This is a genomic window from Candidatus Desulfosporosinus nitrosoreducens, from assembly GCF_030954495.1.
GTDB lineage: Bacteria > Bacillota > Desulfitobacteriia > Desulfitobacteriales > Desulfitobacteriaceae > Desulfosporosinus > Desulfosporosinus nitrosoreducens.
The window spans coordinates 44,882-70,683 of the sequence record NZ_JAVHUW010000034.1 but is presented as its reverse complement, the minus strand read 5'-3'; the positions used below and the strand labels follow the sequence as shown (position 1 = coordinate 70,683).

The following is a 25,802-nucleotide window of genomic DNA, read 5'->3' as shown; positions in this document are numbered from 1 at the left end:
TTGCTGCTCAAGGGACCTTCCCATTCTACTTTTTCTTTTCCGCCCCGCAGCATTTTTTATATTTCTTGCCGCTTCCGCAGGGGCAGAGATCATTGCGGCCAATCTGTTCCCCTGTGTGCACCGGAGCACTGGGCTCTTCTTCATAACGATTCTCGACCACGTTGCGCGGCTGTTCAGACACCTCTTCGCGAACCTGAGGAGTCACTCGCATAACGTAACGAACAATATCGTCCTGAATCGAATCAACCATGGCTTGGAACATTTCAAACCCTTCACGGCGATACTCCACTAAGGGATCTTTCTGACCATAAGCTCGCAGACCGATTCCTTCACGCAGCATATCCATCGAATCGAGGTGATCCATCCATTTGCTGTCCACCACTTGCAGCATGACGGCACGTTCAATTTCACGCATCAATTCAGAGCCGAACTGATCTTCCCGGCTTTGATAAAGCTCTTTCGCTTTATCCAGCAGCATCTCTTCAATTTCTTCGCGCGAAAGGTCCGCCAGCTTTTCCGGATCAAGGTGAATTCCCGGCAAATAGAAATTCTCAACGTAATCAGCAAGACTGGCCAAATCCCATTCTTCCGGAAAAGGGCTCTCTCCACTGAACATGGCAATGCTGTCCTGAACTGCTTTTTCCAGCATATCACTGATATTGTCTTTGAGATTTTCACCCATTAGGACGGCTCTGCGCTGACTATAAATAACTTCACGCTGCTGATTCATAACATCGTCATAATCAAGCACGTGCTTACGAATATCAAAGTTGCGATTCTCAACGCGACGTTGGGCAGTTTCAATGGAGCGGGAAATCATCCGGGAGGCGATGGGCATAGAGTCATCCATCCCTAACTTATCCATGATTCCCATAATATTTTCCGCACCAAACATGCGCATCAAATCATCTTCTAAAGAAATAAAGAACTGAGTTGAACCGGGGTCTCCCTGACGGCCTGCCCGGCCTCGCAATTGATTGTCAATCCGGCGGGACTCATGGCGCTCCGTACCAATAATGTGCAATCCTCCGAGTCCGTCCACACCTTCACCTAAAATAATATCTGTACCGCGGCCGGCCATATTGGTGGCAATTGTGACCATGCCACGCTGCCCGGCTTCCGCGACAATCTGGGCTTCTTTCTCATGGTATTTGGCGTTGAGCACCTGATGGGGAATTCCCCGCCTTTCTAACATGCCGCTCAAATGTTCGGATTTCTCGACGGAAACTGTGCCGACAAGAAGAGGCTGTCCTTTAGCGTGACGTTCAATAACACTTTCCACGACCGCCAAAAATTTTCCCTCTTCCGTACGATAGATTACATCTGATTCGTCTTTACGAATCATGGGCCTGTTCGTCGGGATTTCCACCACGTCAAGTTTATAGATCTTCCGAAATTCAGGTTCTTCCGTCATGGCTGTACCTGTCATTCCGGAAAGCTTGCTGAACATCCGGAAGTAATTTTGAAATGTAATTGTCGCCAAAGTTTGGGATTCCTTTGCGACTTTGACGCCTTCTTTAGCTTCGATCGCTTGATGTAATCCTTCACTGTAGCGACGGCCAAACATTAAGCGTCCTGTAAATTCATCGACAATAATTACTTCTCCGTCTTTAACCACGTAATCCCGGTCCCGCTTGAAGAGGGTATGGGCTTTCAGCGCTTGATTGACATGATGAGACAGCTCCGTGTGAATATCTTCATACAGATTTTCTACTCCCAACATGCTTTCGACCCGACTGACCCCTTGTTCCGTTAAAGTAACGACGCGTTCCTTTTCGATGACTTTATAATCCTCTTCAGGTTTTAAGCGGGGAATGACCATAGCGACTCGAAAATATAGTTCGGTGGGCTTGTCCGCCTCACCGGAAATAATTAAAGGAGTTCTTGCTTCATCAATAAGGATCGAGTCCACCTCGTCAACAATCGCATAATTAAGTTCACGTTGAACAAGTCCGTCGGGGCGTGTCGCCATATTGTCTCTCAGATAGTCAAAACCAAACTCGTTATTGGTTCCATAAGTTATGTCGGCAGCATAGCTGCTGCGGCGCTCTTCATAACTCAAACCGTGCACAACAAGACCGACCGTTAAGCCCAGAAAACGATGGATCTGACCCATCCACTCGCTGTCGCGCCGTGCTAAATAATCGTTAACCGTTACGACATGGACACCGCGTCCGGTCAGGGCATTTAAATAGGAGGGCAAAGTAGCTACAAGAGTTTTACCTTCTCCAGTGCGCATTTCAGCAATTCGCCCGTCATGAAGTACCATACCCCCAATCAGCTGCACATCGTAGTGCCGCTGATTAATAACCCTTCGGCTGGCCTCTCTTACAACGGCGAAGGCCTCCGGCAATAAATTATCCAAACTCTCCCCTTGATCTAAGCGTCCTCTGAACTCAGCTGTTTTACCGCGCAGTTCGTCATCGCTCAGCGCTTGGATCTTTGGCTCGAAGCTATTAACCACTTCAACGCGCTTTTGATATTTCTTAACTTCTCGCGCATTATCGTCAAATAAATTCAAAAAACCCATTATATCCACCCTTCTTCAATCTTGTGTATTCATAATTTTAACATTCTAAAGAACCCACTGCAACTGAAGCGGGCGATTTGAGCATGGGATATATTTCCTTTTGCATTGAAAAGGCCCGCTAAGCGGGCCTTGCGCTTGGTTATTTACCTTGTTAATTCTCGTCCAGCCTCAAAACAATGCGGCTGACAAGACATGCCTGGCTGCAAATAGTTTCTTAAACAATTAAAATTGGGGCTGGAGCAGACCATAGTCACCATTGTTGCGTAGATAAACAACGTTCATTTCTTGGGTCTCAGAATTTGTAAAGACAAAGAAGGTGTGCCCGATTAAATTCATCTGCATAATAGCTTCCTCAACGGACATCGGCTTAACCGGGAATTTCTTATTTCTCACGACTTCCTCACGCAGCTCCTCGTGAGCTGCGGCAGCCTGTTTCGGCTCATGATCTTTTAGAACCTTGGCACGCATCCGCTTATTAATCTTTGTTCGATATTTGTCAATTTGGCGCTCAAGTTTTTCCACGACCATGTCGATAGAAGAATACATATCTTCAGTTTCTTCTTCTCCGCGTAAAATTATCCCATGGATCGGAGCAGTTACCTCCACACGATGTCGGTCGCGCTCCACAAGTAAGGTGACTTGAACGTCCATAAACTCATCAGAAAATTTCTCAAGCTTGCCCACTCGTTTTGTAACATATTCTTTTAGCGCATCTGTTAGCTCGATATGTTTACCCCGAATAATAATGTTCATACTTCAACCCCCTTTTAAGATGGCATATATGTAACATTCCCGATTTCTCCAAAAAATCCTGCTAATTTAAAACTTTTACCCGGATATTTTTCAATAACCAAAAGAGAGAACCGTTTTAAATAAAACGATTCTTCCTTTTCATGGGTTAAATTCTTTTTATCCGCTGACTAATCCGCTCTAAGACTCCCGCTTCGGCAAGCGGTGAGCTGAGAGCGGCTAAGCCCTGGATAAGGGCGACTAAGATTCAGATGGCGTTAAAACTCCACCTGAATCAAGTCTGCTTTATCGGACCATCACATTAGAAGCTTGTTCCCCACGCGGTCCATGAACAATATCAAACTCAACGCTCTGGCCTTCTTCAAGAGTACGAAATCCTTCGCCAATTACAGATTGAAAATGAACAAAAATATCCTGGCCATTTTCCTGTTCAATGAAACCATAGCCCTTCTGTTTGTTAAACCATTTGACTTTACCTAACATTAGAAAATACACCCTCCTTGATTGTTATAGCTCTGAAGATTTCCAGATCTATAAACACTACCTTTAGGAGGATAACCAACTTTGAGAAAGTCTAAACCTGGAGGAGGAAGGACTTGGCTATAGAATCTTACTCAAAAATGCCTGGGTTCGGGGATTCCTGGGATTAGTAAAGACTTCGTTCGGCTCTCCCTCTTCCATAATGATCCCTTCATCCATGAAAATGACTCGATCCCCAACTTCGCGGGCAAACCCCATTTCATGGGTCACGGCCACCATAGTCATACCCTCACGGGCCAGATCCTTCATAACTGCAAGAACCTCTCCGACCATTTCCGGGTCCAAGGCTGAGGTTGTTTCATCGAAAAGCATAATCTTTGGTTTCATGGCTAAAGCCCGGGCAATGGCAACCCGTTGCTGCTGACCGCCGGAAAGGCGGTCAGGGTACTCATGAGCCTTATCGGAAAGGCCAACCTTGGCTAGTAACTCCAGACCAATCTTTTCGGCTTCGGCCTTATCCATATTCCGTACTTTTACAGGTGCCAGAACGACATTCTGAAGCGCAGTCATATGCGGAAATAAATTAAAGCGTTGAAAGACCATCCCAACTTCTCTGCGAATCGCATTGACGTTTACTTCAGAATTAAGCGGAATGCCGTCGACAATAATTTCACCCCTTGTCGGCTCTTCCAGCTTGTTGAGGCAACGCAAGAAAGTGCTCTTTCCGGAACCGCTCGGGCCAATGACCACCACAACCTCTTTTTCCCGGATATGACAGTCTACTCCTTTAAGCACTTCAAGTTTGCCATAGGATTTATGCAAATTCTTAACGTAAATCATTTTTGCCCAGCCTCCTCTCCATATAGGCAACCCATTGAGAAATCAACTGAGTCATCACAAGATAGTACAAAGCCGCCGCAATATACATAGGAATCGGTTGGAACGTTCGCCCCGCAATAATTTTGGCACTGTAAAAAAGTTCTTCAATAGCAATAATCGACAATAAGGAGGAATCTTTCAGCAACGCAATAAACTCATTTCCTAACGGCGGAATTACACGCTTAAATGCCTGGGGAAGGATGACATAACGCATTGCCTGAGCGTGGGTCATTCCTAAAGAGCGGGCGGCTTCAGTTTGTCCTCGGTCAATGGATTGAATCCCCGCCCGAAAAATTTCAGCGATATAAGCCCCTGAGTTGAGACCCATAGCGATAATACCGGCTATATATTGATAGTTATCCGGGAGCGTTTGCCAATGGAGGAGTTTAGGGATTAAAAAATAGACTAAGAAAATTTGAACCAATAAAGGGGTGCCTCGAAAGAAATCTATATAAATAATAGCGGCCCCACGAAGAATCTTTACTTCAGACAGCCTCGCCAGAGCCATAAAAAGCCCGATGACGACTCCAATGGCAACTGCCCCTGCCGTAAGTTCCAGTGTGAGTAAGGCTGCACGGTTCAATATCGGGATGCTGTCGATCGCTGCCTGCCAGTTCAATCCCACAGAAAATCCTCCTTAACATTTTTTTAATAAATTAAATTAGAAAAAGAAAAATGATTACAAGATTCTTGGGCTTTCGTAATCGCTGTCTAAAATTATACATACTCCCTTAAATTTATACAAGCAAAAAAGGGGGTAAAACCCTAGTATGAGACCATGTATACAATTGATTTGCCTGCTGATGTTCGTGAAGTTTTAGAAACTAAGCTGCGTTTACTCCTGACTTAGTTGGTCGGCTTCTAAAAAAGAAAAGGCACTTATAGCCAAGCGCCTTTTCTTTCTCTATTTTTGAGTTGTTTTCTAGAATTTAGGAGCATCCTGTTTAAACCACTTTTTATAAATAGCATTGTATGTGCCGTCATCCATCAATTTCTGCAAAGAAGCGTTCATTTTGTCAGCTAACTCTTTATCTCCCAATTTCATGGCAATACCATAGTACTCTGGATCGACGTCGGCTTGAGCCACGTCAATTTGAGCGCTGGCATTTTGGGTCTGGAACCAGATTACAACCGGACCATCGGCGACAACGGCATCTAAGCCGCCATTAAGCAAGTCGTTGAGTGCATCCGGAGTTGTGTCATATTTCTTAGGAGTGATTCCTTTAGCCTCAACATCGAATTGACCCGTCGTGTTAAGCTGCACTCCTACCTTTTTACCTTTTAAATCCTCTAGCGTCTTAAAGTTGGCTCCTTTTTTCATAGCGATATACTGCACGGCTTTAAAGTATTTGTTACTAAAGGTCACACTTTTGGCGCGGTCATCCGTGATCGTCATAGCAGAAATTACAGCATTATACTTTCCGGCTTGCAGAGCGGTAATTAAACCATCGAAAGAAGCTGTCTCGACATTAACTTTGTACCCCATATCTTTTCCCAAGGCTTGAATAAGCTCCATATCAAATCCTGTTGGTTGTTGCTTTTCGTCCATAAATTCAAATGGGGCATAAGCGATGTCGGAGCCTACCTTGAGAACCTTCTCAGTGGGAGCAGGCGTTGAAGAGGATTGGGATGGTGCCGGCGCACTGGAGCTTCCGCATCCCGCCAGAGCAAATAGACTTAGACTAAGTAATCCAGCCAAAATTACCTGAAACTTTGGTTTAAACATTACAATTCTCCTCCCTATTTTGCGTGCTGACATTAAATTAACTCCCTCTAAAGCCGGGCTAATATACATCAGCTTTTCCTTGTTTCTACAATTATACATATACCTGCATATTTATTCAATACCTAATTTTCTTCAGCACTGGTTATTTCGAAGTACTTAAAGATTTTAATAAATTCCGCTCCAATTTAAGTTTGTCAGGCCAGTTATCCCCTAAAGTTACACACAACTAGCTGTGGATAATGTGGATAAGTGTCAAAAACACACGTTTTCTCAGACCATACCTGTGGGTAACTTCAACAGCACTTGTAACTAAGTTAACGAGAAAAAAAGCACTGGCCGATTTCCTCAGCCAATGCTTGTCATTTTCAAATTATTTAAGTCAAAAACGCGAATTAATATTGTTCGCGAGCAGGGCGATGATGTTGATAGCACTCACGGCAATATACCGGACGATCGGATGTCGGTTGGAAAGGAACTTGCGTTTCCACACCACAGTCCGCACAAATTACAGTAAACATTTCACGCGATCTGCCCTCTTGAGAATTGCGGCTTGCTTTACGTGCATTGCGGCACTCGCGGCAACGTTGTGGTTCATTTTCGAACCCTTTTTCAGCGTAAAATTCTTGTTCTCCGGCTGTGAAAATGAAAGTCGCTCCGCAGTCCTTACATACTAGATCTTTGTCTTCAAAGGCCATGAAAGATATTCCCCTTACGTAAAAAAATGTAATAGGCTCTGCCCATCCACTTGTTATTATAACGCTAATCTGACAAAGGCACAAGTACTTTTTCGAGCCCTGCCGCCAGGCAGAACCCGTACACTGCTTTGGCTCCATTTCCCCTCAGCACTTCGGCCACAGCTTCTAAAGTTGAGCCCGTAGTTGTGACATCATCAACGATCCATACCTCTCGCCCTTGAAAAGAATCTGGCTTCCGGAGAGCAAAAGCACCTTTTAAGTTAGACAACCGCTCCCGACGGGACAGCGCAACTTGAGGTGGGGTTAGTTTGACTCTCTCCAAGCCTTGAAAAATGGGCAACCCCAGTTCCCAGTGCAGCAGCGAAGCAATAACTTCGGCCTGGTTAAATCCCCGTTCCGCCAATCGTGCTGGGTGCATGGGCACCGCCACAACACCATCGACAGCAGGCAGCGCTTTAATGGCCCAATCCGTCAAAGGCCGGGCAATCCTCTGAAAATGCAGAGGTGTCGAGGCAAATTTCAGTTCTCGAATAAATCTCTTTAAACCGCCGGAATAATGCCCCCAAACCGCCACCCTCTCAAGCTGCTTCGGCCCTTTACCGATTTCGCAGTCCAGGCAAAGTACTTTTTCCGGAACTATTAATTTGCCGCACCTCAGACAGCGTCCTAATTCCGGATGGAGATATTCTCTGGTACAGTCCGGACAAATCGGGCCATGCTTTCCGGAGCAGAGCACACAGGCAGACTCTGCTGTGTACCACAAGGACCGGATTATTTTAGCGCTTTCCCGGGCCAGAGTAATCATAGGCTCACTCCTTACGAAGGATTATCAATAAGGCCCCGCTCCCGGGCCAAGCGGTTCTGTGTTTCGATCCAGCGAATTGCCGTCTTCATCCCCGGTGACTCCGCATGGGACATAAATACAACGTTCCCTCCTGGATTTTCCCGGGTTCTTCCCACCCGCCCGGCCATTTGGACCAAGGCGCGCTCGTCAAACACAGAGTGGTCGGCGGCTAAGACTACAACCTGTATCCTTTCCAGAGTTATCCCGCGTTCTAAAATAGTCGTACTCACGAAAAGGTCGAACTCATTCCGGCGTAGTTTTTCAAGCTTTAGCGAGCGCCCCGGATCTGAGCTAAAGCTGCCGTCAATCTGCCAATCCGGGAAATAGCGGCGGAATTGATTAACCCAGGGCTGAATCCAGGAAATTTTAGGAACAAATACTAAGATAGGGCCCTCTCGGTGCAGTGCTTCAAAACAGGCTTTGTCAAGCACAGGGTTTGTTTTAGGATCGAAAGCAGAAGAATGCTTCTCTATAGTGGGCACAGGCAGCGGGGAGCGATGGTGCCGTGCCGGCAGCTGGATAAGACGCATGTTCCCTTGCCGAATTTCTTTCAACCCCTTAGGCGAAGGAGTTGCCGTGAGATAAAGCAACTTCCCGTGGGCGCGCAACGCATGGTTTAAGCCCCATTCCAAGGCAGGGCTGCCTTGATAAGGAAAGGCATCCATCTCATCAAGGAAAATCACATCAAAAGCCTGCCAAAACCTTAAAACTTGGTGGGTTGTCGCCAGAACCAATCCTCCCTGTTGAAATCGAACGGGAACAGAGCCTGTCAGTATTTGCAGCGCAAGCCCCGGGAAGTCTCGTTTTAACCTGGGAGCTATATCATGAATGACATCCTGGCGAGGCGCGGCAAAAAGCACTGATCTTCCTTGCCTGAGCGCCCAAGCGGCGGCAGGGAAACATACTTCAGTTTTTCCCGAACCACATGCTGCCCAGAGAAGCGCCTTGTTCTGTGACGTAGCGCTCATAAATTCTAAAACTTGGGCACTTGCCAGGCTTTGAGCTTCAGTTAGCACCCAATGAGGCTGAAACAAAACTTCTTTAAGATCTTCAAACAACGGACGGCGGTCACGATAGAAAACTCCCAGGGATGTGCTTGGGCCGAGAGCTTTGCAGCTCGGGCAGGTTGCTGCCCTGCCGTAACAACTTGGCCACTCTTCTACATCTCTTTCCCCGCAGCGTTGACATTGCCAGCCTCTGCCCTGGGGTTTCACGGCCGGAACCCACTCAGCTTCCCCCTTTTTGACATTAGCATGAGCAAATCTGATAATTGCCTCCTCTTCTACTTTAAGTTCACGGGCCAATACTTGCAAATCCCTCCGAGAAAGTTGCCTGCCGCGGATAAGGTGATCCAAGGTCTGATACTGGGAATTTGTCATTTCCGCCGTTTGAACTGTCTTACAGTCTGATGAAGGGACGTTTTCTTCCCAGACAGGGTTTTGAATGGGCCAATTCCGTTCTTCCAGCACTTTAAGCAGCCTGGCTTTAGAATAGTCACTCTTCTTTCCTTTGGGCCGGAAGCCGTAAAATGTTCTTCTTCTCATCTGCTCTTGAACAGCTTGAATCGCCGTTAAGGGCAGAGGTGTATTAAGGTATCTAACTCCTGAGTTCTGCTTGTCCATCTCCTGAAAGGGAGAGAAACTGACGTCACCCCTTTCATTTAACGCCAGAAAAAAGCGCATATAAACCCTCTTTCCTTATTCTCCCGCCGAGATCATTTTATCCTGATCGTCACTACCGCCAACCTGTTGATGATTTACGCAGATTTCAATGTTCGGAAAACGCCGTTGAAGGCATGCTAAGTACTTTTCTCCCAACCCTGACACCTTAGTTTGATGTAAACAAACCTCGATCCAAATAGGAACTTGATGCTTTTTCCTCAGAAAAGGATATTGTCTTTGCAAATCTCCGAAGCTTTTCTCCAGTTCACCCTCTCCCGATTCCTTCCAATCATAAAGCAGCCTTCGTGTTCCACGGCTAAAGTTCTCCTTCATTTTTTGCAAAAACGCCTGAAATCTTGGCGGAATACTCCACTCCCAGCAAGAACTAACCTTCCATAATACGATGATTGACCCTAAAGCCAGACCCCACAAAAGCATTCTGCCCTCACCTCCTGCTTACAACTTATGTTTTGGGCAGGGGTTGCGTGAATTGTCTTTGCCGTGCATATTCGGCCAAAAGGCTGATATGTTGGGTTGGACGAAATTCCTTGTATCCTTTCCAAAGATGTTTGTCAAACTCATCAAGGCTGCCTGAACGTTCCCGAATTCTTTGCGGAACATTTTCCACCCACTGGTAGAGGGTTTTGGCAAGCTTCGGCTGAGTTGAGCGTTGCGCCTCAGCAGCTTCCCAAACAACGGCTTGGGCCCATTCATATGCTTCCAAATCAAACGGTTGCCAAGACAGCGCTTTCTCCACGTTTTTCAAACCGGCGTCCGTATTCTTAAGCCTGAAGGATAGCTCCGTTTGTTTCCTCAAGATAACTATTTGCGTCTGATCCCAATTTAAACTTTGTTCCCATAAAGCCTTGCTTTTGGCGGGGTCCCGCTCTAGCCATTGCAGCGCTGATTTATTCCAGGCCTGTTCTCTTCCTAAAAATGAAGGATTGACAAGAGCATAGCCGCAAACCAGGCATAGACAGAGGCTCAGCAAAAGAATTCCTTTAGCCCATAGTTTAAAACCAAAACTACTTCTTGCCAAAGAGAACGAGAAAATACGAAGGCTATTTTTATTCTGGAGGCAGCCAAAAAGCAGCCAAAACAAACAGCCTAAGGCACCGAAGGAAAAATCTGCGTCCACAAGACTATGTAGAATCAGGAAAATTAAGGCCATTCCCAAGTGATCATCGTTGGAAACTTTCCGAGGCTTTCCAGAGAATCCCTGTCGCTGCAAGTTTTTTACCCGATCTTTCCTGAGACCATAAAGTGTGAAGCTGGTCCAGGTTCCTATACTGATAATCCCCCAAATCCCCTGATTCAACAAGATATTAATGAAACTCGAATGGGGGTCCGAAGTCCAATAGGGAACGTTCTGTACCGTCGGAAAGGCCAGCCAGCCTCCAGCCCGGGGGAATCCGCGAAAACGCCAGGCCATTTTAAGTCCGTCTTGATAATAAGCCAGTCTCTCTAACCAGCTTGTCGAGGAAAATCCCCAAGTCCCAAGATTCTCCCAAGCAGACCGATAGCGAAAGGCCATCAAGATTAAGCCGCCAATTCCCAGAAGCAAGGCCCCGGTTCTTTCCAAGGATAATCTAAACGAGACTCCTTTCCTTACACGCTGCTGTTGCTCTGAAAAAAAATAACGGTGTCCCCGGCCAATCCGCTTCATAGCCTGCCGGACTAAATAGACCGCTATTAAAAGTCCTATCCCCGCTCGTGATCCTGTGCCTAGTAAAGATATTCCTAAAAACAGACTTATTGCTTTCCGGCTGGAGCCCAGCAAAAGTACCGCGCCTAAAAATGCAGCCGTTGCATTGGAATAACCAAACACAGAACTTAACCGTCCGTCAATTTTGCCGACCCAGGGAAGCCATCCCAATAAAGCTACTGTCAGGCCAATAAATACGATCCATTGAATTAAACGTTCTTTAGCCGCTTCATCATCAGAAATCTTTGCTCCCAAGCGGAATATGGACCATAAGATTCCCCAGCGCAGAACTTCAATCAGGCCGTCCTGAGCCCGCACCGGATAAATGAGGCCAAAGGCAGAGCACAAAATCATACTCAGAAACAGGGCATCCGTGGAACTTACTGTAACGCTCAGCGTCCAGAAAGAATTAATTCCTGGTGTTAGGTAAGACTTTAAAGTATAGAGTGCTAAAACAAACCCAAAGAAAAGCCACTCCTGTTCAAAATATAGTCCGTAGATAACACTAAGCATTAAAAAAAGAGCCAGGAAGCCTACTGTTCTGCTCCTAGCTCTGGTGACCTGTTCTTTTGTTAAGCCAATCACTGTTCCGCGTTCTTCTCAAGGAAAAATTTAAGGACTCCTTCTACCGCCAGTTCTTCTCCCACATAAGCCTTGCCTTTGGCTACCCCGAAAGTTTTGCGCAACTTGAGGACTTCGACTTCTAAACGCAATTGATCTCCAGGAATCACCTGCCTGCGTATCTTAACCTCATCCAGACCGGCAAACAGTCCCAAAAAGCCGGCGTATTCGGGCATTTTTAAAATAGTTACAGCCCCTACTTGAGCCAGAGCCTCTAAAATTAAAACTCCCGGCATTATAGGATGTCCAGGAAAATGCCCCTGGAAAAAGGGTTCGTTAATCGAAACATTTTTAAGCCCTACCGCTCTTTTCCCTTCCTCCAGTTCAATGATGCGATCGACCAACAGAAAGGGGAAACGGTGGGGAATGATCTCCTGGATTTCTTGACTTTGCAGCACTAAAACTCCTCCTTGAATATGTCCAATATAATGTTGCAGTTAGGTATCCGTTTATCATATTATGAGAATGGAATGGTTTTCTCTTCTTACACCTTAATACCTTAACCTTTATACCTAGTATACCCAAGTTTCCGGTTGAAGGGAAGATGACAACTCTTATGAAAAAGTACAAAATTTTACATATTATTGGTGGCGGTGAAATCGGAGGCGCTGAAAAACATGTCTTAACCCTTTTACAAAATTTAGACCGCTCCCAGTTCTGCCCTTATTTAATTTGCCTCACTCCAGGACCCTTTGCAGCTCTCGCCGCACCACTCATCCCGACTCAAACCTTTGCCATGCGCCACCCCCTTGATCTTTCCCTCCTTCCCGGCCTTATGCGCTGGATTCGGCAACAGGAAATTGACCTTGTTCATACCCATGGTTCACGTGCCAACCTTCTGGGGAGAATTGGCGCCAAATTGCTTGGTCTTCCTAATCTAACCACCTTTCATAGCTCCCTCGCCCACGACTATCTTTCCCCCTGGTCGGCAGGTCTCGCTCTCGGTCTTGACCGCATCACTCTCCCCTTGACTTCAGGCATTATTGCCGTTTCTCAATATCTTTCCCATGAAGTCACTTCCAGAGGCGGAAAACGTATAAAAACTATTTATAACGGACAGGCCCCTATCCCTTTAGCTGATTACTCCGCCTCACGAAACCGGTTTCGCAGCCAGTGGGGGATTGCGGACGATGCTTTCGTTTTGGGAACCATGGGCCGCTTACATCCCACCAAAGGTCAAATAAATTTAGTTCGGGCAGCCCAGGAGCTTTATAAAGGATTTCCGAAGCTTCACCTTCTAATCATAGGAGAGGGACCGTTACGTTCGTATTTGGTATCCGAACTTCAAAATACCGCGCTTCCTTACACCTTAACAGGTTATCTTCCCAATGCCTGCGAAACACTGCCCGCGATGGACCTCTTTGCCCTGCCCTCCGTAAGCGAAGCAATGGGTCTGGTTCTTCTTGAAGCCATGCAGATAGGAGTCCCCATTGTGGCTAGTGCGGTAGGGGGAATCCCCGAGGTTGTTCGTACCGGGAAAGACGGATTACTTGTTGCTCCCGGGAATGTGGAAGAACTCATTAAGGCCTGCACCTCAATTCTGGAAAACTCTGATCTGGCTGAATCCTTGGTTTTCTCAGGGCACAGCCGCTGGAAGGAATTTTCCGTCGAAGCCATGGTCAAGGCAACCGAAGAAGTATATAAGTCCCTGCTTGGCTGATTTCGGCCGAATCCCCAAACAACAATATCTTAAGTCAAAGACGAGTTGGACCTTTAGCCAACTCGTCTTTATAATTACCAACTACCGGACAAACTGTTATCCTTTAAAAGAGGTGAGTTTTTGGCAAAGTACTTTAACCATAAAACGAGGTAAAACGGTTTGACGTCTCCAACGCCAAGGCTCTTTCAACAAGCGGTAAAGCCATTCCAGGTGAAGCTCTTGAATTTGCCTGGGAGCGCGCCTAACGGTCCCCGCAAGCGCGTCAAAGCTTCCCCCTACGCCAATGCTTACCCGGGCCAAACCCGGATGCTCGGCAAGCCAAAATTCCTGGCGGGGAGCACCCAGGCCGACAAACAACACATCAGGCTTAAAGCGGCGAATTTCTTCCAGTATTTCCGGCTCTTCCTGAATGCTAAAGTAGCCATGCCTTGTCCATAGGTTTATCCCGGGATAATCTCTGGAAACCTTGCGTCCTGCCAGCTCAGCAACACCCGGTTTTCCACCGAGGAAATATATCCGCCACTTTCCGGCAGCAGCTGCCGGAAAAATTGCCTGCATTAGGTCAATTCCCGTCACCCGCTCCCGAGCTTTAGTTCCCAACCTCCGAGCGGCCCAAACTACGCCAATGCCATCCGGAGTGACAAGGTCCGCGGAATTAATAACTTGCCTAAGGGCCGGATCTTGCTCAGAAGCATAAATCATCTCAGGATTCGCAGTAACAACGCGCAAAAGTCTTCGTTCTTCAATAGCGTCTCTTATTTTCTCTACGGTCTCCGCCATAGAATAAATATCTACCGTAATCCCCAAAATCCTTACCTTCACAAGAACCTTCCTTTCCTCAAAAACAACGGAACATGACAAAGTCCAAGGAAAAAGCCATCACCCGAACAGGAACCTTTTTCGGATGCCAGCACTTTTCCTCGGACAATACATAAGCCTAGTTTAGGAATTTACGAAATTCCATCCTAAAAACACCCATTCAATACCTTGCCTGTGCCCAGGGCTACACAAGAAATAGGGTCTTCCGCTATGCTGACCGGCAATCCCGTTTCCCGGGAAAGACGGGTATCAAAGCCGTAAATCAATGACCCCCCGCCTGTCATAATAATCCCTTTGTCAAGAATATCTGACGACAATTCAGGCGGAGTCCGTTCAAGGACTTCTTTAACCCCGGCGACAATGGCCTCAATTGATTCTTCTAAAGCCACGTAACATTCCTGAGAATTAACCTTCACGGTTTTAGGCAATCCTGTGATTAAATCCCGCCCGCGTACATCAATGTCGGCCGCGGGACGACCTTCAGGAATCGCGGCCCCAACTGCAATTTTAATTTCTTCAGCCGTACGTTCTCCAATCATCAAATTATGTTCCCGACGAATATACCGGCTGATAGCCTCGTCAAATTTATCGCCGCCCACTCGAAGACTGCGTTTGGCCACAATGCCGTTGAGGGAAAGAACCGCAATATCTGTAGTCCCTCCGCCTATGTCCACCACCATACTCCCCGTCGGGCCGGAAATATCCAGACCGGCACCTAAAGCCGCCGCATAGGGCTCTTCAACAACTTTTACGTCTTTGGCTCCAGCTTGATATGCAGCCTGTTTTACAGCCCTTTGTTCCACCTCGGTTACCCCGGAAGGAATACATACGACGACACGCGTTCTGAAAAAAGGCAGCCGTTTTGCCCCGGCTTTTTCTAAAAAGTACTTTAGCATAAGTTCTGTCGTCTGATAATCAGCGATTACCCCGTCACGCATTGGGCGAACTGCCACAATATTTCCCGGAGTACGTCCAATCATTAAACGCGCTTCTTCTCCCACCGCAATTCGTTTTGTCGAGTTGCGGTCAATAGCTATTACCGAGGGTTCGTGCAGCACGATCCCTTTTCCCTTAGCATAAACCAAGACACTTGCTGTTCCTAAATCTATCCCTAAGTCTATTCCAAACATTCGCGGAGATACCCCTTTCGTCCTCAATAGCTTGTCCAGTTTTGATCCCAAATATAGCAGCAAATAGCACAATCTCCCTTACGGGAGATCTGCTTTTGTTTTAATTTATAAATTCGTGACTTAACCGCTAAATTCCTTTGTGATTTACAACTTTTTTGCATTTTCTCTCAGACCTATATCTTCCAATTCTATTCTCAATTCTCCTGATATTTCTTTCTGGTTGCCTCTCCTCCTCGAATGTGACGTTCTGCCTTGTTGGTCTCTAAAATATGTTTGACCTCCATGGACAGCTTCTCGTTGACTAAGGGTAATCGTTCCGTCACATCTTTATGTACAGTACTCTTTGATACGCCGAAAACATCAGCTGTTTGTCTCACTGTCGCACTTGATTCCAAAATATACGTCCCTATATCGAGTACCCGTTTGCGAATATATTCTTGCACGCTGAGTCCTCCTTTCGTCCACATGTGTAGTACATTTATATGCATTCTCTATGAAAAAAGACATCCATAAATGGATGTCCTTATATGGTAAATACTGTGTTCTCTGTCAATCCTATTCTTTTCCAAGCATAGGATTTATAACGAGCCTTCACTTGGAGCAACAATTTGAACCTGATTGTTATGCCAGACCTCATAATGAAGTTGAGGTTGATGTTCGGCTCCTTCTGCCCCCGGGAAAAATCCCACTTGCCCTAAGACTGCTTGCTTTTCTACCGCCTGTCCGGTCTTGACTCGCAGATTGTCTAAACCTCCGTAGATGACCACCCATCCTTGCCCACAATCAAGCACAACCTTCTCTCCCAAAAGCGAATCTGTTCCGGCATATACAACCTTGCCCTGATGCGTAGCGCGAATGACTGTCCCCTCAGGCTCGGCATAATCCTGACCGGGATGAAATATATAACTTTCTAATCCTTCAAAGTAATAGTTTCCAATCCCTCTTAGAATTTTTCCCCGAACAGGGCTTGGAAAATCCCTGACCGTTTCAGTCTGACTTTTTGCCGCCTCTGACTTCTGGGGCTTTGCTGCCAATGCTTTTGCTTCCGCATCCGAACTTTGTTGCTTTGGATTCACTCTTTGAGCGACTACTGCCTGGGCCTTTTGCTTGCTAATTATCGGATCTTTTTCTTTCGCTACATTCGATAAGGCCTCAATATAACCGACATAAAGAATCATCCCCCCAATTAAGAGCGAGCAGCTCCAGACCAAAATCCAACTCCAGGACCCTTTGCGACGAATCATTCCACTCACCTCAAGAACTATCGTTGCCGAATCCCCTATCTTTTAGTCGTCTCCCTGCTCCCGGAGCTCCTTTAGTTTAATGAGTGTCGATGGTCATAATTTTGGCCCCCGGATAAAAGTGCATTAATATCTCTTCAGCACTGATGTTTTTTTTCGCCATATCATTTGCTCCCCATTGGGACATTCCTACGGCATGACCATTACCATAGGCGGTAATTATAAGCCGGTCACCTTGAACGGCTGCTTCTAAATCCGTGGAAGGCAGCCCCAACAATACTCGCAGTTGAGTACCTTCAAACACCTTGCCTAAGACCCGCGCTGTCTTGACTCTTCCTGCCGCGGTTCTGCTCAAAACCTGAAAGTCCCCTGTACTGAGAGCCTGGGGTAGATTCGAAACCCCTAGCTTCTTCTTCAGCTCTTCTTTAGTAAAGCTAAAACTCTTTACATACCGTTCTAAATTCGTTTCGCCGGAACTCACATTTTGCAAATAGGATCGCGGAGAACTCCAGACATCTTCTGCTCGTTCTGTCGGCTTTCTTCCACTGCTGCTGTGATAAAAGGCATCAATATACTCCCCATTGGCAACAAGAACCTTGCCGCGCGTCTCTGTCACTGCTTTTTCTAACTTACTGCTATAGCGCACGTAATTTAGCCAACCCCATTTTTCTTTAATCTGAGCATTCGACAGCCAGGCTTGTGTCTGAACTGTGGTGTCCACGTCATACCCTCTATCTGACGACGCCCGTTTAGTATATTGTTTAACGGCATAAGTACGAGCAGCAATGGCTTGAGCTTTCAGAGCCTCTAACTCAAACTCTACAGGCATCTCGGCAGCTACGACACCTACGAGATATTCTTCAAGCGGCAGCGAATAAACTTTTCCGTCCGGCATCAAAACGCGAATTGAAATGTCATTCGTCTTGACATTTCCTTTCTGCCAGCGCAAAATACTCCAAGGAATTATTAAGACAATACACAAAGAAAGTGCAACAAGCCACACCCATTCCCTTTTCATTCTATCCCTCCAATTGTCCAAGCCGTTTCTAACAATCTATGCTCACGACTTTTCGAATATGGCTGAAAGAATAAAGAAAACTCCCTCCAGGTGATTTCAAAACAAAAATGGGATGATAACAACCGTTAGTATTTGTTACCATCCCATTTTTGTTTATAGTTACGTAATGAATGCATTAAAAATACGATTTTATTCTAGCAATCCAGGCCGAACAAAGCAGGCCATTATTTCTGCCTATTAAGCTTCACGTACAATATTACCTCCGATACGTGAAAGTTTTTCTTCCACCTTTTCATATCCTCGATCAATGTGGTGAACTCCCCGGATTTCCGTGGTGCCTTCCGCTGTCAGGGCGGCCAGTATCAAGGCAGCTCCAGCCCTTAAATCGGTTGCCGTCACAGGTGCCGCATTAAGGCGTTGTATTCCTTGTACAACCGCACTTCTGCCCTCGATTTTAATCTCCGCTCTCATCCGTTTTAATTCATCAACATGCATAAACCTATTTTCGAATACAGTCTCCGTTATTAGCCCTGTACCTTTAGCCCGGGTGAGAAAAGCCATAAAAGGAGCCTGCAGGTCCGTCGGAAATCCGGGATGAACTTGAGTTTTTATATCAACTGCATTATAAGTTCCCTCCCCACTGATCCGAATTCCATCTCCTTCTTCAGCCATGTGAATTCCCGCCTCTTCCATTTTGGCTATCAACGGTTTGAGGTGATCCGCTATAACATTCTGTACTAAAACATCTCCCCCAGTCGCTGCCACCATCAGCAAATAGCTCCCTGCCTCGATTCGGTCCGGTATTACGGTATGCGTTGTACCGTGTAACTCTCGGACCCCCTCAATGTGGATAATGCTCGTTCCGGCACCGCGAACCTTTCCCCCCATTTCGTTAAGGAAGGTTGCCAAATCCACAATTTCCGGTTCTTGAGCCGCATTCTCAATTAAGGTCGTTCCCTGGGCCAAACTCGCTGCCATCATTATGTTTTCGGTTGCACCTACGCTAGGATAATCCAAATAAATCCTGGCACCCTTAAGTTCTTTGGCAGAGACATCAAGAAAACCGTGATCCATTTTGACTTCGGCGCCTAAGGCCTCCAATCCTTTAAGATGCCAGTTAATCGGACGGGAACCAATGGCACAGCCCCCAGGATGAGAAATCCGCACATGGCCTTCCCGAGCTAAAAGAGGCCCCATCGTAACAATAGACGCTCTCATTTGGGAAACCAAATCATACGGTGCCTCGATGCATTCTATGGAACGGGCTTGAATATTAAGAGTTGAGCCGTTGCGCGCAACGTTCGCCCCCAAAGCCGAAATCACTTGATTCATTACATTGACATCTAATAAATCTGGAGCATCCTCTAGTCGAATGGGTTCGGCACAAAGCAAACTCGCAGCTATAATCGGCAGGACAGCATTTTTAGCTCCACTTACGGTGATCGTCCCTTCCAGCTGTTTACCGCCAGTGATTTTAAGCTTACTCAAATTCTGAAGACACCCCCTGTTCTAGGTTAATAAATAGCATAGCTAAATGTTATTCTCTCTACCTAGTATTTTCTCCTGCTTGATTTCGACTTATTTCTTCTAAAACTGATCCTAAAATTCTTCTAGCAACACTGGCATTGCCAAAACGGTTTGTCCGGTTGAGCTTTCTCCCCGACTAAGCAATTGCAGGTTGATGCGGTCATTTCCAACCTTTACGCTAGGATTGATTTGACGCTCACAAGCTGCAATCGAAACCAAATTATCAGAAAGGGCCCATTCAATGGGCTGTGCCTTTAGATGACTCAGATAAGCCGAAATATCAAGACTTTCCGGAATCCGTTCGTCTAAGTAAACCCTGCCGCCCTCCTTGGCAATACTGCGAGCCATTATAGTATACCATGTATACAGTTGTTGTTCCTCATTTTTGTTAAGAATACTTTCTCCGGAGATAGTCATTGCTCTTTTGCCATTTCCGGCATAAAGCTCTTTAGATTCCCATTTCCAATTTTTTAAAGGAGGATTAGGCAACTTAACTAAGCCGCCTTTTAAATCATCGAACCATATAATCAACCTAACCGTTGCCTTTTGGCTTGCAACCTGCTGGGAATTTAAAAGGAGAGGGATTGCGGAAACTTTTTGCTGACCTGAGGTTGTCGAGTCTGCCGGCATTAAAAAGTTAGGTTTAAAACTTATAGCCATAAAAAATGCCAGCGCAATAACAATTATTTTTTGCTTGCCTCCCAATGATCTTTGAATAGTCGATGTTAACATAGTGAACCTCTTTCTCACGTTTCTTCACCTTTAGTTTTACCAAATCGTGAGAAAGCTAACGTGTTTAATTCCGAACTCAGTAAATTTTTTGTGTTTATTCTATTTACTTACCTTATTTATTTTAGCTCTTTTTATAGTTATTACAAATTTTTACCTTATGTATGCTTAAACACTTTACCCTATTTAGATTTCAAAAACAAATTTTTAACTTATCTTTATTAAAATAGTGAAAAGTATCATTAAAAAAATCCTCGAGTGTTACATCAGACAAGGCGTAAGCTCGGAGATCTTTATTTTATTCAGAAGAAAAAAGGACCCAGAGGGCCCTTTTGGCGCATAATTCTATGCAGTTTTCAACATTTCAAAAACTTTCGTTTTAAATAACCGTCATATAAATTATTTTTTGTCCTCTGAGGCATTAATTCGAGCCACAGCCTTGCGCAAGGCAAACTCGGCACGTTTCACGTCAGTTTCAGTGTTAACTGCCGACAAACGCTTGGTCGCACGCTCTTTGGCCGCAAGGGCACGCTGAAGATCGATCTCTTCGCTCAATTCAGCAGTATCCGCAAGAACAGTCGCAGAGTTGTCAGCTACTTCAACAAAACCGCCTGCTAAAGCAACCCGTTTAACTGTGCCGTTGAGCGTGTAACGTGCAACGCCGACGCTAAGACCTGCAATTAGAGGTGCGTGGTTAGGCAATATTCCTAACTCGCCCGCCCCCCCGGGGAGTACTACAAACTCAACATCTTCTTTCAGAACATCTCCTTCTGGGGAGACAATGCGAAGTGCAAATGTTCCAGCCATGGCTTACGCCCCCATTTTCTTGGCGTTTTCAATTACCTCTTCAATGGGACCTACCATAAGGAAGGCGGCCTCTGAAATGTCATCGTATTTCCCGTCTGCAATTTCTTTAAAGCCACGAATCGTGTCTTTTAAAGGTACATATTTTCCAGGTGACCCAGTAAAGTTTTCCGCGACAAAGAATGGCTGTGACAAGAAACGCTGAATTTTACGTGCTCTGGCAACAATGAGTTTTTCTTCTTCAGAAAGCTCGTCCATTCCCAGAATGGCGATGATATCCTGCAGCTCTTTATATTTTTGCAGAATTTGCTGAACTTGCCGCGCAACCGCATAATGTTCTTCACCAAGAACCAGCGGTGAAAGAATACGTGAGGTCGAGTCCAGCGGGTCCACAGCAGGGTAAATCCCGATTTCAGCAATAGCCCGGGACAAAACTGTTTTGGCGTCCAAGTGAGCGAAGGCCGTCGCCGGAGCAGGGTCTGTCAAGTCGTCAGCAGGCACGTAAATAGCTTGCACGGAGGTGATAGATCCTTTATGGGTGGAGGTAATCCGCTCTTGTAATTGACCCATTTCTGTTGCTAAGGTTGGCTGATAACCAACGGCCGAAGGCATCCGGCCCAACAGAGCGGAAACCTCAGATCCGGCTTGGGTGAAACGGAAGATGTTATCAATAAAGAGCAATACGTCCTGACCTTGTTCATCCCGGAAATATTCCGCCATTGTCAAGCCGGTCAAGCCAACCCGCAGACGAGCTCCAGGCGGTTCGTTCATTTGACCGAAAACCATGGCCGTCTTATCAATAACGCCGGACTCTTTCATTTCGTGGTAAAGGTCATTTCCTTCACGAGTCCGCTCGCCAACACCGGCAAATACGGAAATACCACCGTGTTGCTTAGCAATATTGTTAATAAGTTCCATGATTAATACTGTCTTGCCAACACCGGCTCCACCGAAGAGTCCGATCTTTCCGCCCTTGGAATAGGGCGCTAATAAGTCGATAACTTTAATACCAGTCTCCAAAATCCGAGTCGATGGTTCCTGATCTTCAAAAGCCGGAGCCGGCCGGTGAATCGGATAATTATGCTCGGACTTAATCTCTCCGACATTATCAATCTGCTCTCCTAAGACACTGACCATCCGTCCCAAGGTCGCAGGACCGACGGGAACCGTAATTGGCGCACCGGTGTTCATCACCTCAACGCCCCTTTGCAGACCATCGGTCGAGGACATGGCAACACAGCGTACTGTGTCATTCCCAAGGTGTTGAGCTACTTCTAAAGTGATAATATTGTTTTTCTCGGGAATCTTAACCTTAATAGCGGTGTATATTTCCGGCAGTTCATCGGGCTCAAACGCAACGTCAACTACCGGTCCCAAGACTTGCAAAACCTTGCCGTTCTTCACAGGCGCGAAACCTCCTTATTGGGTATTTCCGGCAGCTTATTCCAAAGCAGCTGCTCCACCGACAATTTCAGATATTTCCTTAGTGATCGCCGCCTGCCGGGCTCTGTTCATAGCCAGCGACAACCGATCAATCATATCCTTGGCATTATCTGTTGCCGAACTCATGGCCGTCATCCTGGCCCCTTGCTCGCTTGCTTTCCCTTCAAGGATTGAGCGGAAGATCTGTGTTTCCACATACTTCGGCAACAAGCTGGTAAGGATTTCGTCTGGAGACGGTTCAAAAATATATTGTTTACCTTGTTTGCCTTCAGGCTTTTCGATCGGAAGCAATTTGACTTGCGTGGGCCGTTGCGTAATGGCGCTTACGAACTCAGTATACAAAAGATAAACCTCATCCGCTTCACCCTGCTCATAGAGCCGCACTACTTCCTGAGCTATTTCTTTTGCTTGGTTATAACTTGGTTCATCTCCAAGCGCTACAAACTCAGCCAAAAACTCGATCTTACCGCGGCGAAAGAAATCCCGACCTTTGCGGCCAACCGTCACCAACTTAACTTCTTGCGGTGTTTCGGCAATCAAACCGGTGGTCTTGCGGATCAGGTTAGCATTATACCCTCCACAGAGACCACGGTCTGAAGTAATTAACACATAAACCACCTTTTGCACAGGCCGCTTAACTAACAGCGGATGAACTGTATCCACAGGAGCCTGTGACAGGCGTTCCAAGACCCCCTGCAATTGACGGGCATATGGACGGGCAGCGCTAAGTTTTTGTTGGGCTTTTCTGAGTTTGGCCGCGGAAACCATTTTCATCGCTTTTGTGATCTGCTGCATATTGCGTACGCTGCGGATCCGGCGACGAATATCGCGTACTCCTGCCACCTCATTCACCTACTCCTTTTTATTCTAGGCCACAAACCCCTGTTTAAATTCATTAATCGCTTTTTCCAGTTCGGCGATCATTTCATTGGAGAGCGCCTTCTCGGTGCGGATTTTAGCCAAGAGGTCAGCCTTTACGGAGCGCATGAAACGCAGGTATTCTTGTTCAAATTTCCCAATCTTCTCAACATCAATATCGTCGGTAAATCCTTTAACCGCTGCGTAAATAACCACAACTTCTTCCTCAACGGGCAATGTGGCATATTGATTTTGTTTGAGAATTTCCATCGTCCGTTTTCCGCGGTTGAGGCGCATCTGGGTAACTTTATCCAAGTCAGAACCAAATTGAGCAAATGCCGCTAATTCACGATAGCTGGCCAGGTCCAGACGAAGCTGTCCGGCAACTTGTTTCATAGCTTTAATTTGCGCGCTTCCACCTACCCGGGAAACGGAAAGACCAACGTTGATTGCCGGCCGGAAGCCGGAGTAAAAGAGATCTGATTCCAAAAAGATCTGACCATCTGTAATGGAAATAACGTTCGTAGGAATATAGGCCGAGACGTCACCCGCCTGAGTCTCAATAATCGGAAGGGCCGTCATGGAACCTCCGCCCAGTTCATCAGAAAGCTTGGCGGCACGCTCCAAAAGGCGGGAGTGGAGGTAGAAAACGTCTCCTGGGTATGCTTCACGTCCCGGCGGACGTTTCAAAAGCAGTGACAATTCGCGATAGGCAACCGCTTGTTTGGAAAGGTCATCGTAAACTATCAGGACATGCTTGCCGTTATACATGAATTCTTCACCCATGGCGGCACCGGAATAAGGCGCGATATAAACCATTGGGGCTGATTCGGAAGCTGTGGCAGCCACTACAATCGTGTATTTCATAGCATCCTGTTCTTCCAGCTTCTGAACCACGCTGGCGACTGTCGATGCTTTTTGACCAACAGCTACATAAATACAAATCATGTCTTGACCTTTTTGGTTAATAATCGTATCGATGGCTACAGCCGTTTTACCTGTCTCGCGGTCACCGATAATTAACTCACGCTGACCCCGGCCAATAGGAACCATCGCATCAATTGATTTAAGTCCGGTTTGCACAGGCTGATGCACAGATTTCCGCGCAATAACACCGGAGGCCGGGGATTCAATCGGACGATATTTATCGGTCACAATCTCCCCTTTGCCGTCAATAGGCTGACCAAGAGCATTGACAACCCGGCCAATCAAAGCCTCGCCGACGGGAACTTCCACGATCCGGCCTGTTCTCTTAACTTGATCGCCCTCTTTAATCCCTGTGAAGGGCCCAAGAATAACGCAACCAATATTGTCTTCTTCTAGGTTCATTGCCATGCCGTATACATTACCAGGAAACTCTAAAAGTTCACCGGCCATGGCCTTCTCTAAACCGTAAACGCGGGCAATTCCGTCTCCAACCTGGATAACTGTCCCGACATCTACGACATCAACAGCTGAGTCATAGCGCTCAATTTGCTGTCTGATAATAGAACTGATTTCTTCTGGCCGCAAGTTCATCCTGTTATTTCACCCCTACTTCCTGAGGTTTCTCTGAGGTTCTGCGTAAATCCTCACGCATTCTATTTAAAGCATGGGCGATGGTTCCGTCCATCACACGATCTCCGACTTGTATTAGAACCCCACCGATGAGTTCACCTCGAACTTCGCTTTTAATGCGGACATCTTTTCCTGTCATTCGCCCTATGGCCTTTTTGAGACCTTCAAGCTGGGAAGCACTCAGTTCAATGGCGCTGGCCACTTTAGCCTCTACCACTTGACGCGCTTCATCCGCCAATTTGGAAAACTCACGTTGAATGAAAGGCAAGAGATTTTCTCTCTTCTTATCAATTAACAAATAGAAAAAGTTACGAGTTATTTCACTGAAGTCATCCCCCAATAACTTATCCATAATTGACTTTTTGACATTTAATGAGACATGGGGATGAAGCAACGTGCTTTTAACTTCTTCATTTTCTTCTATTAATTTCGTGAGTTCACGCAGATCAGCATCGATAGTGTCAAGGGAGGTCTGAGAAGCAATTTCAAACAAGGCCTGAGAGTACCTGCGAGCAAGTGATCCGTTTATCATTGCATTTCGCCTACTTCTTGAATGAATTGTTCAATGAGAGCTCCTTGACCCTTAATATCGAGCTTTTGACGAATAATTTTTTCCGCCACAAGAACTGAAAGATCCGCAACTTGTGCTTTAACTTCAGAAATCGCGCGATCCCGTTCACGTTCAATGTCAACAAGGGCAGATTTCTTGATTTTCTCAGCTTCCTCGTGGGATTCAGCCAAAATCTCAGCCGCTCGCACTTCGCTCACCTTTGTCGCTTTGGCGATCACCTCTTGAGCTTCCTGACGAGCCTTACGCATTTCCTCTTGATATTCGCGTTTTATTTGCTCAGCCTGTTTTCGTTCATTTTCCGCCTGAGAAATCATGGATTCGATATGAGTCCGCCGTTCTTCCATTATTGACATTAACGGCCCCCAGGCCTTTGCTTTAAGCAGCCAAACGAGCAGCAGGAACGATATAATTGTAGCCACTACCGTATAGTCAAATTGAATAGGATTCCCACCCAATGGTCTACCCCCCTCTCGAGTCTGATTGACGTCGCGATGATTTTTTTCAAGGGGGAACTTTCGTCCCCCCTTGATTAAGATAGGCGCAATTCGTTAGCC

At 46.3% G+C, this 25,802-nt stretch carries 26 protein-coding genes; 1 reads left to right on the top strand and 25 read right to left on the bottom strand.

Annotated elements, in window-relative coordinates; all coding sequences use genetic code 11:
• Nucleotides 1-25 precede the first annotated feature (25 nt).
• The 12 genes from secA to fabZ form a co-directional block, all read right to left on the bottom strand.
• A complete protein-coding gene (gene secA / locus REC12_RS05525) occupies nt 26-2,530 on the bottom strand; it encodes a preprotein translocase subunit SecA (RefSeq protein WP_308892814.1) in 2,505 nt (834 codons plus the stop codon).
• Between the two features lie 222 nt (nt 2,531-2,752).
• A complete protein-coding gene (hpf, locus tag REC12_RS05520) occupies nt 2,753-3,283 on the bottom strand; it encodes a ribosome hibernation-promoting factor, HPF/YfiA family (RefSeq protein WP_308892813.1) in 531 nt (176 codons plus the stop codon).
• A gap of 282 nt (nt 3,284-3,565) precedes the next feature.
• Entirely contained in the window at nt 3,566-3,763 is a 198-nt protein-coding gene (locus REC12_RS05515; RefSeq protein WP_308892812.1) for a cold shock domain-containing protein, read from the bottom strand.
• A 117-nt stretch (nt 3,764-3,880) separates the two neighbouring features.
• A complete protein-coding gene (locus tag REC12_RS05510; RefSeq protein ID WP_308892811.1) occupies nt 3,881-4,600 on the bottom strand; it encodes an amino acid ABC transporter ATP-binding protein in 720 nt (239 codons plus the stop codon).
• On the bottom strand, nt 4,587-5,264 hold the full coding sequence (locus REC12_RS05505) for an amino acid ABC transporter permease (RefSeq protein ID WP_308892810.1): 678 nt from the start codon (nt 5,262-5,264) through the stop codon (nt 4,587-4,589). Before REC12_RS05505 ends, REC12_RS05510 begins: the two co-directional genes overlap by 14 nt.
• A 297-nt stretch (nt 5,265-5,561) precedes the next feature.
• On the bottom strand, nt 5,562-6,365 hold the full coding sequence (locus REC12_RS05500; RefSeq protein ID WP_308892809.1) for a basic amino acid ABC transporter substrate-binding protein: 804 nt from the start codon (nt 6,363-6,365) through the stop codon (nt 5,562-5,564).
• A gap of 392 nt (nt 6,366-6,757) precedes the next feature.
• The gene (locus REC12_RS05495; protein ID WP_308892808.1) at nt 6,758-7,060 is read right to left on the bottom strand and encodes a zinc-ribbon domain containing protein; all 303 of its coding nucleotides are present in this window, start codon (nt 7,058-7,060) and stop codon (nt 6,758-6,760) included.
• A gap of 64 nt (nt 7,061-7,124) precedes the next feature.
• The gene (locus tag REC12_RS05490) at nt 7,125-7,865 is read right to left on the bottom strand and encodes a ComFC family protein (protein ID WP_308892807.1); all 741 of its coding nucleotides are present in this window, start codon (nt 7,863-7,865) and stop codon (nt 7,125-7,127) included.
• 11 nt (nt 7,866-7,876) lie between these two features.
• On the bottom strand, nt 7,877-9,586 hold the full coding sequence (locus REC12_RS05485; protein WP_308892806.1) for a DEAD/DEAH box helicase family protein: 1,710 nt from the start codon (nt 9,584-9,586) through the stop codon (nt 7,877-7,879).
• Nucleotides 9,587-9,601: 15 nt separating this feature from the next.
• Complete coding sequence (locus tag REC12_RS05480; RefSeq protein ID WP_308892805.1) at nt 9,602-10,003, bottom strand: hypothetical protein; 402 nt, start codon at nt 10,001-10,003, stop codon at nt 9,602-9,604.
• Nucleotides 10,004-10,028: 25 nt separating this feature from the next.
• Nucleotides 10,029-11,855, bottom strand: coding sequence for an O-antigen ligase family protein (locus REC12_RS05475; protein ID WP_308892804.1), 1,827 nt, complete (start codon nt 11,853-11,855; stop codon nt 10,029-10,031).
• A complete protein-coding gene (fabZ, locus tag REC12_RS05470; protein ID WP_308892803.1) occupies nt 11,852-12,289 on the bottom strand; it encodes a 3-hydroxyacyl-ACP dehydratase FabZ in 438 nt (145 codons plus the stop codon). Before fabZ ends, REC12_RS05475 begins: the two co-directional genes overlap by 4 nt.
• 158 nt (nt 12,290-12,447) lie before the next feature.
• Between fabZ and REC12_RS05465 the strand changes: the two genes are divergently transcribed.
• On the top strand, nt 12,448-13,551 hold the full coding sequence (locus tag REC12_RS05465; RefSeq protein WP_308892802.1) for a glycosyltransferase: 1,104 nt from the start codon (nt 12,448-12,450) through the stop codon (nt 13,549-13,551).
• A gap of 96 nt (nt 13,552-13,647) precedes the next feature.
• Here the strand turns inward: REC12_RS05465 and REC12_RS05460 are convergent, their stop codons facing one another.
• From REC12_RS05460 to atpF, 13 genes are all read right to left on the bottom strand, one after another.
• Nucleotides 13,648-14,373, bottom strand: a complete 726-nt coding sequence (locus REC12_RS05460) for a WecB/TagA/CpsF family glycosyltransferase (protein WP_308892801.1) — start codon at nt 14,371-14,373, stop codon at nt 13,648-13,650.
• A gap of 143 nt (nt 14,374-14,516) precedes the next feature.
• Entirely contained in the window at nt 14,517-15,500 is a 984-nt protein-coding gene (gene mreB, locus REC12_RS05455; RefSeq protein WP_308892800.1) for a rod shape-determining protein MreB, read from the bottom strand.
• Nucleotides 15,501-15,694: 194 nt separating this feature from the next.
• A complete protein-coding gene (gene spoIIID, locus REC12_RS05450) occupies nt 15,695-15,943 on the bottom strand; it encodes a sporulation transcriptional regulator SpoIIID (protein WP_009619498.1) in 249 nt (82 codons plus the stop codon).
• Nucleotides 15,944-16,078: 135 nt separating this feature from the next.
• Nucleotides 16,079-16,744, bottom strand: coding sequence for a M23 family metallopeptidase (locus REC12_RS05445; protein ID WP_308892799.1), 666 nt, complete (start codon nt 16,742-16,744; stop codon nt 16,079-16,081).
• A gap of 76 nt (nt 16,745-16,820) precedes the next feature.
• Nucleotides 16,821-17,759: a stage II sporulation protein D gene (gene spoIID, locus REC12_RS05440; RefSeq protein WP_308892798.1), complete on the bottom strand. Its 939-nt coding sequence runs from the start codon at nt 17,757-17,759 to the stop codon at nt 16,821-16,823.
• Nucleotides 17,760-17,996: 237 nt separating this feature from the next.
• Complete coding sequence (gene murA, locus REC12_RS05435) at nt 17,997-19,247, bottom strand: UDP-N-acetylglucosamine 1-carboxyvinyltransferase (protein ID WP_308892797.1); 1,251 nt, start codon at nt 19,245-19,247, stop codon at nt 17,997-17,999.
• 111 nt (nt 19,248-19,358) lie between these two features.
• Entirely contained in the window at nt 19,359-20,018 is a 660-nt protein-coding gene (locus tag REC12_RS05430) for a YwmB family TATA-box binding protein (RefSeq protein ID WP_308892796.1), read from the bottom strand.
• Between the two features lie 396 nt (nt 20,019-20,414).
• Complete coding sequence (locus REC12_RS05425) at nt 20,415-20,822, bottom strand: F0F1 ATP synthase subunit epsilon (RefSeq protein WP_308892795.1); 408 nt, start codon at nt 20,820-20,822, stop codon at nt 20,415-20,417.
• A 3-nt stretch (nt 20,823-20,825) separates the two neighbouring features.
• Nucleotides 20,826-22,223, bottom strand: coding sequence for a F0F1 ATP synthase subunit beta (gene atpD, locus REC12_RS05420; RefSeq protein ID WP_308892794.1), 1,398 nt, complete (start codon nt 22,221-22,223; stop codon nt 20,826-20,828).
• 36 nt (nt 22,224-22,259) lie between these two features.
• On the bottom strand, nt 22,260-23,105 hold the full coding sequence (atpG, locus tag REC12_RS05415) for an ATP synthase F1 subunit gamma (RefSeq protein WP_308892859.1): 846 nt from the start codon (nt 23,103-23,105) through the stop codon (nt 22,260-22,262).
• Between the two features lie 24 nt (nt 23,106-23,129).
• Complete coding sequence (gene atpA, locus REC12_RS05410; RefSeq protein WP_308892793.1) at nt 23,130-24,638, bottom strand: F0F1 ATP synthase subunit alpha; 1,509 nt, start codon at nt 24,636-24,638, stop codon at nt 23,130-23,132.
• A 4-nt stretch (nt 24,639-24,642) separates the two neighbouring features.
• Nucleotides 24,643-25,209 carry an ATP synthase F1 subunit delta gene (gene atpH, locus REC12_RS05405; protein ID WP_308892792.1) on the bottom strand — a complete coding sequence of 189 codons (567 nt, stop codon included), beginning with the start codon at nt 25,207-25,209 and terminating at the stop codon, nt 24,643-24,645.
• Nucleotides 25,206-25,703, bottom strand: coding sequence for a F0F1 ATP synthase subunit B (gene atpF, locus REC12_RS05400; RefSeq protein ID WP_308892791.1), 498 nt, complete (start codon nt 25,701-25,703; stop codon nt 25,206-25,208). Before atpF ends, atpH begins: the two co-directional genes overlap by 4 nt.
• Nucleotides 25,704-25,802 lie beyond the last annotated feature (99 nt).

What these genes read in the sequence shown, in the direction of transcription:
- secA (WP_308892814.1), bottom strand. Translation starts at nt 2,530, where the DNA reads ATGGGTTTTTTGAATTTATTTGACGATAATGCGCGAGAAGTTAAGAAA.
- hpf (WP_308892813.1), bottom strand. Translation starts at nt 3,283, where the DNA reads ATGAACATTATTATTCGGGGTAAACATATCGAGCTAACAGATGCGCTA.
- REC12_RS05515 (WP_308892812.1), bottom strand. Translation starts at nt 3,763, where the DNA reads ATGTTAGGTAAAGTCAAATGGTTTAACAAACAGAAGGGCTATGGTTTC.
- REC12_RS05510 (WP_308892811.1), bottom strand. Translation starts at nt 4,600, where the DNA reads ATGATTTACGTTAAGAATTTGCATAAATCCTATGGCAAACTTGAAGTG.
- REC12_RS05500 (WP_308892809.1), bottom strand. Translation starts at nt 6,365, where the DNA reads ATGTTTAAACCAAAGTTTCAGGTAATTTTGGCTGGATTACTTAGTCTA.
- REC12_RS05495 (WP_308892808.1), bottom strand. Translation starts at nt 7,060, where the DNA reads ATGGCCTTTGAAGACAAAGATCTAGTATGTAAGGACTGCGGAGCGACT.
- REC12_RS05490 (WP_308892807.1), bottom strand. Translation starts at nt 7,865, where the DNA reads ATGATTACTCTGGCCCGGGAAAGCGCTAAAATAATCCGGTCCTTGTGG.
- REC12_RS05485 (WP_308892806.1), bottom strand. Translation starts at nt 9,586, where the DNA reads ATGCGCTTTTTTCTGGCGTTAAATGAAAGGGGTGACGTCAGTTTCTCT.
- REC12_RS05480 (WP_308892805.1), bottom strand. Translation starts at nt 10,003, where the DNA reads ATGCTTTTGTGGGGTCTGGCTTTAGGGTCAATCATCGTATTATGGAAG.
- REC12_RS05465 (WP_308892802.1), top strand. Translation starts at nt 12,448, where the DNA reads ATGAAAAAGTACAAAATTTTACATATTATTGGTGGCGGTGAAATCGGA.
- mreB (WP_308892800.1), bottom strand. Translation starts at nt 15,500, where the DNA reads ATGTTTGGAATAGACTTAGGGATAGATTTAGGAACAGCAAGTGTCTTG.
- REC12_RS05445 (WP_308892799.1), bottom strand. Translation starts at nt 16,744, where the DNA reads ATGATTCGTCGCAAAGGGTCCTGGAGTTGGATTTTGGTCTGGAGCTGC.
- spoIID (WP_308892798.1), bottom strand. Translation starts at nt 17,759, where the DNA reads ATGAAAAGGGAATGGGTGTGGCTTGTTGCACTTTCTTTGTGTATTGTC.
- REC12_RS05430 (WP_308892796.1), bottom strand. Translation starts at nt 20,018, where the DNA reads ATGTTAACATCGACTATTCAAAGATCATTGGGAGGCAAGCAAAAAATA.
- REC12_RS05425 (WP_308892795.1), bottom strand. Translation starts at nt 20,822, where the DNA reads ATGGCTGGAACATTTGCACTTCGCATTGTCTCCCCAGAAGGAGATGTT.
- atpA (WP_308892793.1), bottom strand. Translation starts at nt 24,638, where the DNA reads ATGAACTTGCGGCCAGAAGAAATCAGTTCTATTATCAGACAGCAAATT.
- atpH (WP_308892792.1), bottom strand. Translation starts at nt 25,209, where the DNA reads ATGATAAACGGATCACTTGCTCGCAGGTACTCTCAGGCCTTGTTTGAA.